14 protein-coding genes and 1 tRNA gene are annotated in these 12,663 nt (G+C 72.6%); 3 read left to right on the forward strand and 12 right to left on the reverse strand.

Annotation, left to right across the window (positions count from 1 at the left end; translation table 11 throughout):
* Positions 1 to 28: 28 nt before the first annotated feature.
* On the forward strand, positions 29 to 235 hold the full coding sequence (locus DMA15_RS15150; RefSeq protein ID WP_240659804.1) for a hypothetical protein: 207 nt from the start codon (positions 29 to 31) through the stop codon (positions 233 to 235).
* A gap of 282 nt (positions 236 to 517) precedes the next feature.
* Here DMA15_RS15150 and DMA15_RS15155 read toward each other — a convergent pair whose 3' ends face one another.
* Genes DMA15_RS15155 through DMA15_RS15165 form a run of 3 tightly spaced genes read right to left on the reverse strand, consistent with a single transcriptional unit; the run spans position 518 to position 3,872 of the window.
* Positions 518 to 1,396, reverse strand: a complete 879-nt coding sequence (locus tag DMA15_RS15155; RefSeq protein ID WP_125513278.1) for an SDR family oxidoreductase — start codon at positions 1,394 to 1,396, stop codon at positions 518 to 520.
* Positions 1,393 to 2,328 carry an alpha/beta hydrolase gene (locus DMA15_RS15160; RefSeq protein WP_125513279.1) on the reverse strand — a complete coding sequence of 312 codons (936 nt, stop codon included), beginning with the start codon at positions 2,326 to 2,328 and terminating at the stop codon, positions 1,393 to 1,395. The genes DMA15_RS15155 and DMA15_RS15160 overlap by 4 nt, the downstream gene beginning before the upstream one ends.
* Complete coding sequence (locus DMA15_RS15165) at positions 2,325 to 3,872, reverse strand: NAD(P)/FAD-dependent oxidoreductase (RefSeq protein ID WP_125513280.1); 1,548 nt, start codon at positions 3,870 to 3,872, stop codon at positions 2,325 to 2,327. The genes DMA15_RS15160 and DMA15_RS15165 overlap by 4 nt, the downstream gene beginning before the upstream one ends.
* A 379-nt stretch (positions 3,873 to 4,251) precedes the next feature.
* Here DMA15_RS15165 and DMA15_RS15170 point away from each other — a divergent pair, with 379 nt between their 5' ends.
* On the forward strand, positions 4,252 to 4,878 hold the full coding sequence (locus DMA15_RS15170; protein ID WP_125517799.1) for a MerR family transcriptional regulator: 627 nt from the start codon (positions 4,252 to 4,254) through the stop codon (positions 4,876 to 4,878).
* A 55-nt stretch (positions 4,879 to 4,933) separates the two neighbouring features.
* Here the strand turns inward: DMA15_RS15170 and DMA15_RS15175 are convergent, their stop codons facing one another.
* The 3 genes from DMA15_RS15175 to DMA15_RS36650 form a co-directional block, all read right to left on the reverse strand.
* Complete coding sequence (locus tag DMA15_RS15175) at positions 4,934 to 5,950, reverse strand: DUF6528 family protein (RefSeq protein WP_240659805.1); 1,017 nt, start codon at positions 5,948 to 5,950, stop codon at positions 4,934 to 4,936.
* Positions 5,951 to 6,118: 168 nt separating this feature from the next.
* The gene (locus DMA15_RS15180; protein ID WP_125513282.1) at positions 6,119 to 6,910 is read right to left on the reverse strand and encodes an exodeoxyribonuclease III; all 792 of its coding nucleotides are present in this window, start codon (positions 6,908 to 6,910) and stop codon (positions 6,119 to 6,121) included.
* Positions 6,911 to 7,053: 143 nt separating this feature from the next.
* Positions 7,054 to 7,206 (reverse strand): hypothetical protein, encoded by a 153-nt coding sequence (locus DMA15_RS36650; protein ID WP_164551645.1) that lies wholly within the window; start codon positions 7,204 to 7,206, stop codon positions 7,054 to 7,056.
* A 228-nt stretch (positions 7,207 to 7,434) separates the two neighbouring features.
* Between DMA15_RS36650 and DMA15_RS15185 the strand changes: the two genes are divergently transcribed.
* Entirely contained in the window at positions 7,435 to 7,950 is a 516-nt protein-coding gene (locus DMA15_RS15185; protein ID WP_125513283.1) for a GNAT family N-acetyltransferase, read from the forward strand.
* Between the two features lie 94 nt (positions 7,951 to 8,044).
* On the opposite strand, the gene DMA15_RS15190 is transcribed toward DMA15_RS15185, so the two are convergent.
* The 6 genes from DMA15_RS15190 to glp form a co-directional block, all read right to left on the reverse strand.
* Positions 8,045 to 8,118, reverse strand: a tRNA-Ala gene (locus tag DMA15_RS15190).
* 86 nt (positions 8,119 to 8,204) lie between these two features.
* Positions 8,205 to 9,407: a gephyrin-like molybdotransferase receptor GlpR gene (glpR, locus tag DMA15_RS15195; RefSeq protein WP_125513284.1), complete on the reverse strand. Its 1,203-nt coding sequence runs from the start codon at positions 9,405 to 9,407 to the stop codon at positions 8,205 to 8,207.
* A 164-nt stretch (positions 9,408 to 9,571) separates the two neighbouring features.
* Positions 9,572 to 10,195: a GNAT family protein gene (locus tag DMA15_RS15200; RefSeq protein WP_125513285.1), complete on the reverse strand. Its 624-nt coding sequence runs from the start codon at positions 10,193 to 10,195 to the stop codon at positions 9,572 to 9,574.
* Positions 10,192 to 10,704 carry a MogA/MoaB family molybdenum cofactor biosynthesis protein gene (locus DMA15_RS15205; RefSeq protein WP_125513286.1) on the reverse strand — a complete coding sequence of 171 codons (513 nt, stop codon included), beginning with the start codon at positions 10,702 to 10,704 and terminating at the stop codon, positions 10,192 to 10,194. The genes DMA15_RS15200 and DMA15_RS15205 overlap by 4 nt, the downstream gene beginning before the upstream one ends.
* Positions 10,701 to 11,225 carry a cyclic pyranopterin monophosphate synthase MoaC gene (moaC, locus tag DMA15_RS15210; RefSeq protein WP_125513287.1) on the reverse strand — a complete coding sequence of 175 codons (525 nt, stop codon included), beginning with the start codon at positions 11,223 to 11,225 and terminating at the stop codon, positions 10,701 to 10,703. The genes DMA15_RS15205 and moaC overlap by 4 nt, the downstream gene beginning before the upstream one ends.
* A gap of 87 nt (positions 11,226 to 11,312) precedes the next feature.
* Positions 11,313 to 12,659 (reverse strand): gephyrin-like molybdotransferase Glp, encoded by a 1,347-nt coding sequence (glp, locus tag DMA15_RS15215; protein WP_240659807.1) that lies wholly within the window; start codon positions 12,657 to 12,659, stop codon positions 11,313 to 11,315.
* Between the last annotated feature and the right edge of the window lie 4 nt (positions 12,660 to 12,663).

Genomic DNA, 12,663 nt, shown 5'->3' on the forward strand with positions numbered 1-12,663 from the left:
CCCCTCACCCACAACGGGAGTGAATCGCATGGGCATCAAGGACCAGTTCCAGGACAAGGCCGAGAACCTCGCCAACAAGGCGAAGGACGCCGCGCGCGACAAGCAGGACCAGACGCGGGACCGCGCCTCGCAGCGCCAGGACGAGGCCCGCGACCGCACCGCGCGGACGCCGGACGAGGCGCAGCGGGCGGCGCAGGAGCAGCAGGACAAGTTCAACCGGGACTACGACGCCTGACGCCGCGCTGCGCTCGAACGGAAGAGGCCCCCTGGCTTCCAGGGGGCCTCTCCCACACGCCGAGCGCATGCCGCCCCGCCCCCGATCTCCCGGCGTTCCCCACCCGCTGCCCGTCCCCGGCGCCAAGCCCCCTGCCCCAACCCCTCGGCACGGAGTTTCGGGTGGGTGGGTGGGAGAGATCCGCCGCGAAGCGGCGGGACAGGGAAGCCCCAGCGCCAGAGCAGGAAAGCACCCCGCCGACGGGGAGCCAGGGCGCCCCCGAGCCCTACGCACCGCCCCCCGTCACGCCCCCGCGCGAGCCCTCTCGTCGGCGGAACCCCCCGCCCCGACCAGCCCGGTCGGCACATCCCCGAGCCGCGCCCCGAACCTCCGCATCTCCCGCTGGCCGACCGCGCCGATGAGCCCCGGCAGATACCCCCGTACCCCCTGCATCCCCCGCAGCCACCACTGCGCGTACACATGGGCGGAACGCCGTTCGATGCCGGCCACCAGCCGGTCCACCGCCGGGCCCAGCGGATACGTCTTGTTGGACGGCCACGGCAGCCGCTGCCGCAACTCCCGCATCACGTCGTCCTGATCCGCACCCCGCACCATGTCCGTGTCCGTCCAGGACAGATAGCCGACGCCGACCTTGACCCCCTTGTAGCCGACCTCGGCCCGCAACGCGTGCGCGTATGCCTCGACGCCCGACTTCGACGCGCAGTACGCCGTCATCATCGGCGCGGGCGCGATCGCCGCGAACGAGGCGATCTGGAGCAGATAACCCCGGCTCTCCATGAGCACGGGCAGGAAGGCCCGGCCGGTCACCGCGCTGCCGATGAGGTTCACCTCGATGACGCGGCGCCACGCCTCGGGGTCGGACTCCACGAAGGGCCCGCCCCCGGCCACCCCCGCGTTCGCGACGACGATGTCGACCTTCCCGAAGCGCTCCTTGACCTCCTGCGCGACCCGCGCCATCGCGGCATGGTCGGTGACGTCCGCGTACCAGTGCCCGGACTCGGTGTGCAGCCGCTCCCCGACCCGCTTCAGCTCGTCCGGCTCCAGCCCGACGAGCGCCACCTTCGCGCCCCGCGCCGACAGCTTGCGCGCGAGCAGCTCGCCCACTCCGCGCGCCGCGCCCGTGACCACCGCGACCTGACCCTCCAGGCTGACCCTGCTCATGCGCCCTCCTCCACCTGTACGTACGTTCCGACGAGTTCCTTGATGCGCGCGGTGACGGCCTCCGGCGCCTCGATGGGCGTCATATGGCCGACCCCGGCCAGCTCGGTGAGGCCCACGCACTCGGGCAGCGCCGCCGCGATCCGCCGCGCGTGCACGACGGGCGTGAGCCGGTCGTCCAGACCGGCGATGACGGCGGTAGGCACCTTCAACGCCCCCACCTCGACGTCCAGTTCGAGCGTGTCGAGCACATGGGACCATCCGTGCCGCACGAGCGTGGGGCAGGCGTGCACGATCCGCGCGCACGCGTCGACCTTCTCCGGGGCCGAACCGGCGCCCATGGTCCCGTACTTGAGGATCCGCTTGGCCAGCGGAGTGACCGGCCCGAGCGGCGCCCGCGAACCGAGCACCGACCGCGTGATCCGCGTCCGCACCCGCCCGGCCCGCAACGGCACGACCAGCGACTCGGCGACCAGGCTCGAACTGCCCGTACTGCACAGCAGTACGGCCGCCGCGTGCTCCCGCACCCGCTCGCGGCCGCCCGCCGCCATGATCGTCATGCCGCCCATGGAGTGCCCCACGAGCACGGCCTTCTCACCCGGCGCGAGCGTCGCCGCGAGGACCGCTTCGAGGTCGTCGGCGAGCGCTCGCGTGCTGTATCCGTCGGCGTCCGCGGGCGGGGCACTGCGCCCGTGCCCCCGCTGGTCGTACGCGATCACCCGGTGCTCGGCGCTGAGCGCACGTATCTGCGCCGCCCAGAACGCCGTCGAACACGTCCACCCGTGGGCGAGCACCACGGCGGGCACCCCGGTGCCCTCGGCAGGCCCGTGCGTCTCCACATGGATACGCGCCCCGTCGGCGGAGACGGCGGTCAGTTCGCGCGCGGCGGCGGGCGGCGCGTAGGGCCCGCTCACCGCGTGGATCAGCCGGCTCACGCCCCGGCCTCCACCTTCGCGCCGCCGGACTCCTTCTCCGTACGCGATACCGGCGTCGCCCCCTCCCACGGGCTCGCGGGACGCAGCACCTCGTACTCGGAGAGGTCCACCCGCCGCGTCGCCGCCCTGAACTCGGTGGTCGTGCCCGGCCAGACCGTCGTGTTGACGCCGTTCTCGTCGAGGTACCAGCTGTTGCAGCCGCCGGTGTTCCACACGGTCCGCTTCATCCGCTCCTGGACCCGGCTGTTCCAGGCGCTCACGGCGGCGGGCCGGGCGGCGAGCGCGGCGCGGCCGCCGAGGACGTCGAGCTGGCGCAGGTAGTCGGCCATGTAGTTCAACTGGGACTCGATCATCAGGATCATGGAGGAGTTCCCGAGGCCGGTGTTCGGGCCGATGATCGTCATCCAGTTGGGGAAACCGGCCGCGGTCGCGCCGCGCAGCGCGTTCATGCCGCCCTTCCAGCTCTCCATGAGGGTCTGCCCCTCGTCGCCCACGACGCGCTCGGCGATCGGCATGTCCGTGACGTGGAACCCGGTGCCGAAGATGATCGCGTCGACCTCGGTCTCCGTACCGTCCGCGGCGATCACCGTGCTGCCCCGCACCTCGGCGAGGCCGCTCGCGACGAGGTCGACGTTGGGCTCGGCGAGCGCCGGATAGTAGGTGTTGGACAGCAGGATGCGCTTGCAGCCGATGCGGTACGTGGGTGTCAGCTTGGCCCGCATGGCCGGGTCCTTGATCGCCCGGTACATGTTCCGCTTGGCGATCCGCTCGACGAGACCGAGTTCGTTCGGCCGCTTGGTGAACGCCTGGACCTGCAACTCCCGTATGCCCCACAGGAGTCCGCGCCGGGCGTGCGTGGTGAACGGCAGCTGCCTGTGCAGCCAGCGCTCGGCGCCGCTGATGGCGCGGTCGGCGCGCGGCATCACCCACGGGGGTGTGCGCTGGAAGAGGGTGAGCCGGCCGACCTCCTTCTGGATCTCGGGCACGATCTGGATCGCGGAGGCGCCGGTGCCGACCATCGCGACGCGCTTGCCGCGCAGGTCGTAGCCGTGGTCCCAGCGGGCGGAGTGGAAGACCTTGCCGGGGAAGGTGTCGATGCCGGATATGTCCGGGGTCTTGGGGTCGGAGAGCGGCCCGGTGGCGGAGACGACGACGTCGGCGGTGAGGGTGCCGTCGCCGGTCTCCATCTCCCAGCGCAGCCGCGCGGCGTCCCACCGCATCAGCTTCACCTCGGTGTTGAGGCGGATGTGCGAGCGCAGCCGGAAGGTGTCGGCGACGCGCTCCAGATACTCCTGTATGTGCTCCTGCCCGGAGAAGGCGCGCGGCCAGTCGGGGTTGGGCGCGAAGGAGAACGAGTACAGGTGCGAGGGCACGTCACAGGCGCAGCCCGGATAGCTGTTGTCCCGCCAGGTGCCGCCCACCGCGGCGGCCCGCTCCAGGACGACGAAGTCGGTGATGCCCTCGCGGCGCAGCCGCACGGCCGCGCCGAGCCCCGCGAACCCGGAACCGACCACCGCCACTCGTACGTGCTCGTGCTCTGCCATTCCGCCGCCTCCCGGAAGTCCGCGAACCGCGCCAGTGAACACTGGCGCAATTGGAGGGTAGGGCAGTTCCGTACTCATGGGTAGGGGGTAGAGCGAGGTCGGCCGACTCGGGCCCCGTCAGGGGCGCGAGGAACTGCGCGAGCAACCACGACGCACCTGCGGTGGGCATGCGGCGGTGGGGCCCCGAAAGGGGCGCGGGGAACGGCGCGAGCAACCAACGACAAGCCGCACGCGCAGCGAAACCCACCCCGGCAGACGCGACCGCGCCCCGGCGGGGGGCGAGCACACAGACCCCCGCACCCCCTGACAAGGCACGGCATAGGCTGAACCCGTGGCAGACGAACGCGACAACAGCCCCGGAGACGTACGCGAATACCGCATGGCGGAACTGGCGGAGGCAGCCGGCATCACCGTACGCACCGTGCGCTTCTACCGTGAGCGCGGACTGATCCCCCCGCCGCGCCGCGAGGGCCGCATCGCCTGGTACGACGACCACCACCTGGCACGCCTTCGCACCATCGCCGCCCTCCTGGAGCGCGGCCACACCCTGAACGGCATCGCCGAACTCGCCGACGCCTTCGAGAAGGGCCGCGACGTCGGTGAACTCCTCGGCCTCGGCCGGCCCACCGAGGAACAGCCGGTCCGCCTCACCCCGGAGGAGCTGGCCGACCACTTCGCGGGCGAGGTCACCCCGGAGAACCTCGTCGCCGCCCTGGACCTCGGCTACCTGGGCACCGACGGCGACGAGCTGGTCCACATCAGCCGCCGCCTGCTGGACGCCTCATCCACCCTGGTGAGCAAGGGAGTTCCGCTCGCCGCGGTCCTGGAGGCGGGCCGGCAGGTGCGCGAACACGCCGACGCGCTCGCGGAGTTGTTCGTCACGGTCATGCGCACGCACGCCTCCGACACCACCGGGGTGGACATCGAACAACTCCGCCCGGTGGCCAAGAGCGTGGTGGAGGCGGAACTGTCCATGGCCCTGGACCGCCGCCTCAACCAGCCCTGACGGCCACCCGCCCCACCCTGACGGCAGCCTCAACCACCCGTGACGGCGACCCCACTCATCGCGGAAGCCACCAACGCGCTTTGTAAATGCCCCCGTTGACCAGCTTGTAGCTGCTCTCGGGCCGGTGGACGCTCACCCGCGTCGTCCACCACGTCTCCCCGAGCCCGCGCTCCGGCACCGTGGACACGACCTGCCCGGTACGCGGATCGTCACCGACGGCCTTCACGGACTTCCGGGAGATCGCATCGGCTCCGGCGTAGTCCCGCAGGAAGACACCCTCGCGCGGCTCGTACTGGAAGACGGCCGCGTTGGTCGTCACCCACAGCCGCCCCGGCCGCCCCGCCACGGGGAAGAGGTCGTGCCCGCCGGGCGTCCGGCCCGGCGTCCCCACCGGCAGCCCCACCGCGGACACCCGCGTCAGCGTGGGCCGCGCGGCCGTGCCGCCCACCCGGTACGTCACCAGCTCGTCGTCGCCGATCGCCCACAGCACCCGGCGCGCCTTGTCCCAGTGCAGCCCGTGCGCGCCCTTGAGGGTCGCCTGCGCGTACCGCTTGGCGCGCGGGCCCTGCGACGCCGCGTACAGCCGCACGAGCGCGCCCGTGCTGCACGCCACGGCCACGTTGCCGTCGGGCAGGATCTCCGCGCTGTGCGGATTGAACAGATCGTCCCCGCCCCCGAGCGCGGTGCCCCAGTACCGCCTGCCCGTCGGATGCTCGACGACGGCCACGAACCCGAACGACGCCGTCGTCAGGACGTACGTACGCCCCCGGTGCAGCCGCACCTTCGCCTCGCACGGGTAGACCCAGCTCTCGTCCGGGCGGAGGTCCTCGTAGCGCGGGTCGCCGAGCGGCGAGAACTGCCACCGCACCACCGACGGGTCGGCGGCCGGGTCCCAGACCCGGCGCCGGGGGTCGAGGACGAGGAGGCGCCTGCTCGCCTGCTCGGTCAGGAGCACGGGCGGCGTCCGGGCGGGACGGCCGCCCCCGCTCGCCCCGTACGCCTCGGCGGCGGGCAGCACCGCCGCGATCCCGGCACCCGCGGCGCCCAGCACCACGGCACGTCTGGAAGGCATGGCCGACACGGAGTACCCCCGGATCCACGGCAGTTGGTCATGTACGCGACCGCAATCTGCCACGCCCGGGAGGCGGGGGACAGCCTTCCGCCGGACTTTGTGGCCGTGTCCCGCCGGGGACCACCCCTCTGGCGGAAGCCTGCCTGCCGTGGACCGCCTTGAGGCGCCTTACAGGTCGTAGACCACCGTGACGGGCGCGTGGTCGCTCCACCGCTCCGCGTGGCTCGCGGCCCGCTCCACGTACGCCTTGACCGCGCGCCCGGCGAGGCCCGGCGTCGCCACGTGGTAGTCGATGCGCCAGCCCGTGTCGTTGTCGAAGGCGCGCCCGCGGTAGGACCACCACGAGTAGGGCCCCTCCACACCGGGGTGCTGCGCCCGCACGACGTCCTCGTACTCCTCGAAGACCTCGCTCATCCAGGCGCGCTCCTCCGGCAGGAACCCGGAGTTCTTCTTGTTGCCCTTCCAGTTCTTGAGGTCGGCCTCCTGGTGGGCGATGTTCCAGTCGCCGCAGACGACGACGTGGCGCCCCTCGGCGGCGGCCCGCTCCTTGAGTTCCTTGAGGTAGGCGAGGAACTCCCCCATGAACCGCAGCTTCTCGTCCTGCCGCTCGGTGCCGACCTCCCCGGAGGGCAGATACAGGCTGGCGACGGTGACGCCCGGCAGATCGGCCTCCACATACCGCCCGCTGCCGTCGAACTCCGTCGACCCGAAGCCGACCCGCACCCGGTCCGGCTCGCGCCGCGTGTAGAGGGAGACACCGGCGCGCCCCTTGGTCGCGGCGGGCGCGTGCACGACATGCCATCCCTCGGGGCCGCGGACCTCGTCCGGCAGCTGCTGGGGCTCGGCGCGCACCTCTTGCAGGCACAGCACATCGGCCGTGGTCCCGCCGAGCCACTCCACGAAGCCCTTCTTGGCGGCGGCACGCAGCCCGTTCACATTCACAGAGGTCACTGTCAGCACAACACTCGCCTTACTCGTCCTTGGCCACTTCCTCCTCGGGCCAGGGACCAGGCTCCCATACGGCGGTGGCGTGACCGGCGCCCGAGGGCGGGGGCCAGGGGCCGCCACCCTCGGAGCGCCGACGTCACCGCGTGGTGCCGGTGTTAGTCCATCTCCAGGTCACCGAAGGCGACGAACGTGGCCACCGGGGCCTCGACCTCCTGCTCCCAGCCGTCGTTCGCGGACGCCGCGGTGGCTCCGGCCAGGGTGGCCGCGGCGGCCAGGGCGAGGGCGGCGAACACGGTACGAATGCGCATGGATTTCTCCTTCATGAGGTTTGTCCCGACGCCCAGAAGGGTTCTCCGATCGCCTCCCGCATACCGCCGGGAGCCCGCCGATCAACTCGAACGCACGGGAACTTCGCCCGTACGGCCGGATCTTCCGCGACCGAGACCGGTCTCCCGCGACGCCCGCCGCCCCGGCACACTGGAACGCGCGTTCCCCACGCACCTCACCAGCAATCGCATAGAAGTACGATGCCACGCATGACTATCCAGAACCAGCACCCCGCCCCACCCGCCGTCCACCTGCGCACGGTCACTTTCGCGCACCCGCACGCGATCGAACTCAACGACCGCGTCCAACGCGAATACGCGGAGCGCTACGGCGACGAGGGCGACGCCACCTTCCTCGACCCGACCATGTTCGAGCCGCCCAGGGGCCTCTACCTCATCGCGTACGACGACAGCGGCACCCCGCTGGCCACCGGCGGCTGGCGCGCGATGGACGACCCCGACAGGGGCTACGACGCCGGCGACGCGGAGCTGAAGCGGATGTACGTCACACCCCAGGCACGCGGCCTCGGCCTGGCCCGCCGCATACTGGCGGCCCTGGAGGACGACGCGAGGGCGGCGGGCCGCGTCCGGATGGTCCTGGAGACGGGCACGAAACAGCCGGAGGCGATAGCGCTCTACACGTCGAGCGGCTACATCCCCGCCCCCACCAAGTTCGGCCACTACCGCTTCACCGACCTGAGCCGCTGCTACGTGAAGGCCCTGTAGCCACTCCCGGTCTCCGCTCCCGGCCTCCGGTCCGGGCCGGGGCAACGCAAAGATCCCGCCCAGTTCGATGAACTGGGCGGGATCTCATGTGCAGTGGACCTGTGGGGATTTGAACCCCAGACCCCCTCGATGCGAACGAGGTGCGCTACCAGACTGCGCCACAGGCCCTTGCAACGAGTGAAACTCTAGCATCCCGATCCGGGTGCTCGGAAATCCGCTCCCTGGCTGGTCAGCCGGGGCGGACCCACGGCGCCTCACTCGTTGGCGGCACGGGGGCGGCCCCCGTCCTCGTACTGGTCGAACAGCGGCGTGCGCCCGCGCTCGCGGGCCCGGCGCGCGGACGCCGCCCGGCGCTTGTCGCTGCGGCCGCCCACGGGGTCCGCGCCCTCGGCGGCGTCGATGTCACCGGCGCCCTCGGCGCTCCGCCGCGGCTCGTCGGCGGCGGGCTCCACCGTGCTGGAGCGCGCCGAGCTCCATGCGTCCGGGGCGCCCAGGTCGACGCTGCCCGTGGCGCGCGGGGCGACCGGGGCGGTGACGTACGTGGGCAGGGGCACCGGGACCGGGTCCCAGCTGTCGCCGCGGCCGGGCCCGCGCTGGCGCTCGCGCTGCTGGTCGACCCACTCGGCGTGGTCGGTCTGCTCGACGAGGGCGCGGCGGTCGGCGGCGAGCGCGGACAGACCGGTCTCCGTCTCGGGCCCGGCGGCGTCCCGCGTCTCGTCGGCGACGGGCTCCGCGCTCGCGGGCCCGCGCCGGGGCTGACGCTCGCGCAGCCGCTGGGCCGCGACCTCGGCCCGCCGCTGGTCCATCACGTAGGTGAAGCGGCGCCGCTCCTGGCCCCGCAGATAGACGATGTACGCGCTCAGCAGCACCGCGGGGCCCGCGGGCGCCCACAGGAACGCGAGACCGCCGACCCCGGCGACGACCGCGCCGGCCGTGAAGGCGAGGAAGAGCAGCATCGTCGTACGGCGGCGCCGCGCGAGGACCTTCACGCGCCGGGCGCGCGCGGCGGCCTCCGCCGATGCGGCGCGCCGCGCGGGCGAGGCCGTGGCGCGGGCGGGCTGCTCACGTTCGGGTTCGGGCTCGGGGCGCGCCTTCTGACGGACCGGAGGCTCGGCCTGACGTGCCGGAGGCTCGGCCCGCGCGGCGGGCGGCTGAGGCCGGTCCTGCTCGGGCTCCGCCTCGTCGACCGGAGGCGCGACGAAGGCCCGGACGTCCACCGAGCCGGTGAAGTCGTCCGGGTCACCGCGCGTCTCGCCGTCCTCGGGCGAGCGGGCTTGCAGGTCCTTGGCGTATCGGCGCTCCATCCCCGCCCGTCCGGACAGCAGCCGGATGGCGGTGCTGAAGCGTTCCGTCGGACGGGCTTCGTTCAGCTCGTCCTGCCTACGGAGCCACATCGGCACCAAGTAGGCGGCCCAGGCCCCGACGATGACTGCGTAGATGAGGCCGCTGCTGCTCACGCTCACACGGTAGAGGGGTTTCGTTGAGGCCATCTGCCAATTGCGTCGGTGTGTCGCACGATCTGGCTGATATCTCGAACTTTTTTTGTGACTGATGCGATCAACAGGCAGCTGGCAGCGGGAAAATTAATGCCCGAGCCGATCAATTTCGAACATGTATTTCATTAGGCCGTGTTCCGAGGTCGCGCCCGGTGCCAGCGGCGCAGCAACCCCTCCGGCACCTCTTCGGCGGTGAGGGCGAAGACGAGATGATCGCGCCAGGCCCCGTCGATGTGGAGATACCGTGGACGCAGCCCCTCCTCGCGGAATCCGAGTTTCTCCACGACCCGGCGGCTCGGCGTGTTCTCGGGGCGAATACAGACCTCGATACGGTGCAGTCCGACCGCGCGGAAGCAGTGGTCCACGGCGAGCGCGACGGCGGTCGGCATGACCCCGCGGCCCGCGACGGACTCGTCGACCCAGTAGCCGACGTGGCCCGAGCACATCGATCCCCAGGTGATGCCCGCCACCGTCAACTGCCCGACGAGGCGGCCCTGGTACTCGATGACGAACGGCAGCATCCGGCCCGCCGCCGCCTCCGCGCGCAGATGGCGGACCATCTGGCGGTAGGTGGGGCGGTGCACGATCGGGCCGCTGGCCGTGGGCGGCGGGATCGTGGCCTCCCAGGGGCGCAGCCAGTCGCGGTTGCGCCGGTTGACCTCACGCCACGCGCGCTGGTCGCGCATCTTTATCGGGCGGAGGGTGACGTCGCCGTCCGTCAGCTCGACGGGCCAGGAAGGGCTGTTCAGCTCGTACCCCCCGCTGGTCCGGGATGGTCGCCGCCGCGCAGCTGGTCGACGGCGTGCCGCAGCAGGGGCTCCAGGACGGCGAGTCCGTCGCGTACGCCTCCCGTGGAACCCGGCAGGTTCACGATGAGGGTGCGGCCCGCGACCCCGGCGAGGCCCCGGGAGAGCACGGCCGTGGGGACCTTGTCGCGGCCGTACGCGCGGATCGCCTCCGCGATGCCGGGCACCTCGTGGTCGATGACGCGGCGGGTGGCCTCCGGGGTGCGGTCGGTGGGCGAGATGCCGGTGCCGCCGGTGGTGAGGATGACGTCGTGGCCCGCCGCCACGCCCGCGTGCAGGGCCTGTTCCACGGGGTCGCCGTCGGGGACGACCTGGGGTCCGTCGACGGCGAAGCCGAGCGCGGTCAGGCCGTCGACGAGCAGGGGGCCGCCGCGGTCGGCGTAGACCCCGGCGGCGGCGCGGTTCGACGCGGTGACGACCAGCGCCCTGTACGAAGATCGGGGGTCGCTCATGCCCCGGCTCCTTCGCGGCTCCAGTCCCCGGATTTGCCGCCCGTCTTCTCCTCGACGCGTACGTCGGTGATGACGGCGCCCTTGTCGACGGCCTTGACCATGTCGATCACCGTGAGGGCCGCGACGCTCACCGCGGTGAGGGCCTCCATCTCGACGCCCGTACGGTCCGTCGTCTTCACCGTGGCGAGGATCTCCACGGCGTCGTCCGCCACGGAGAGGTCGAGCTTCACTCCGGAGACGGCCAGCGGGTGGCAGAGCGGGATCAGGTCAGGGGTGCGCTTGGCGCCCATGATCCCGGCGATCCGGGCGGTGGCCAGTGCGTCGCCCTTGGGCACGCCTTCGCCCCGCAGGAGCTCGATCACCCGCGGCGAGACCAGGACACGGCCGCTGGCGCGGGCGGTGCGCGCGGTCACGTCCTTCGCGGAGACGTCGACCATGCGGGCCGCGCCCGCCTCGTCGATGTGCGTCAGTCGCTGCTGCTCAGGGGATCCGGGGGTGTCCCCCCGGGAAATCGCGGTCATGTGCTGTGGCGCTCCCGGTCCGGGCCCCGCGCGGTGCGGCGCGCGCGGGCCTGTTGTGCGCGACACGGTACCGCGCGGGTGGCGTTCTCAGCCGAGCAGGACCACTTCGACGGCCGTGCCGGGCTCCACCGATGTGGTGTCCTCGGGGACGACGATCAGCGCGTTCGCCTGGGCCAGCGCGGCGATCAGATGCGAGCCGGAACCGCCGACGGGAGCCACGCTGCCCGCCTCGGCGTCGTACCTCCCCCGGAGGAACTGGCGGCGCCCCGCGGGCGAGCGCAGCGCCTCGTCGGCGGCCAGCTCCACGCGCGTGGTGGCCCGGTGGACCTCGGGGAGGCCCATCAGGGTGCGGATCGCGGGACGTACGAAGAGCTCGAAGGAGACGTACGAGGAGACGGGGTTGCCCGGCAGCGCGAGCAGCGGGGTGTGGTCGGGGCCGATGGAGCCAAAGCCCTGCGGCTTGCCCGGCTGCATGGCGAGCTTGCGGAACTCCACGCCGCTGCCCGCCCCGATGCCGGTCTCCTCGTCCGGGTCGCCGATGGAGGTCAGGGCCTCCTTCACGACGTCGTACGCGCCCACGCTGACGCCGCCCGTGGTGACGATGAGGTCGGCGCGGATCAGCTGGTCCTCGATCGTGGAGCGCAGCGTCTCGGCGTCGTCGGCGACCGCGCCCACGCGGTAGGCGATGGCTCCGGCGTCGCGGGCCGCGGAGGTGAGGGCGAAGCTGTTGGAGTCGTAGATCTGGCCGTCCGCCAAGGTCTCGCCGGGCTGGACCAGTTCGCTGCCGGTGGACATGACGACCACGCGCGGGCGCGGGCGCACCTTCACCGTGCCGCGGCCGATCGCGGCGAGCAGGGCGATCTGCGGCGGCCCGAGGACCGTGCCCGCGCTCAGGGCGCGGTCACCGGCCCGCACGTCGCTGCCCCGCGCGCGGACGTGCGCGCGTGCCTCGGCCGGGCGGTGCACGCGGACTTCGCCACAGGCGCCCTCGGGGGCGGCGCTGTGGGCGCGCATCCCGGAGACGGGGCCCTCGCCGAGGCCCCCGTCGGTCCACTCCACGGGGACGACGGCCTCGGCGCCGGGCGGCAGCGGGGCGCCGGTCATGATGCGGGCGGCCTGGCCCGGGCCGACGGTGGGCTGCTCGCCCGCGCCCGCGGCCACGTCCCCGATGACGCGCAGGACGGCGGGGAACTCCTCGCTCGCGCCCGCGACATCGGCGACCCGTACCGCGTACCCGTCCATGGAGCTGTTGTCGAAGGGCGGCAGCGAGACGGGCACCGTGACGTCCTCGACGAGGACACAGCCCTGGGCGTCGAGGAGTTGGAGTTCGATGGGTTCGAGCGGGCGGACGGTCGTGAGGATGTCGTCCAGATGCTCTTCCACCGACCAGAGCGCGTCCTGGCCGGCGGTCGGTGTCGTCGTGCTGCTGCTCAAAGTG

Source organism: Streptomyces sp. WAC 01529 (assembly GCF_003945545.1).
GTDB lineage: Bacteria > Actinomycetota > Actinomycetes > Streptomycetales > Streptomycetaceae > Streptomyces > Streptomyces anatolicus.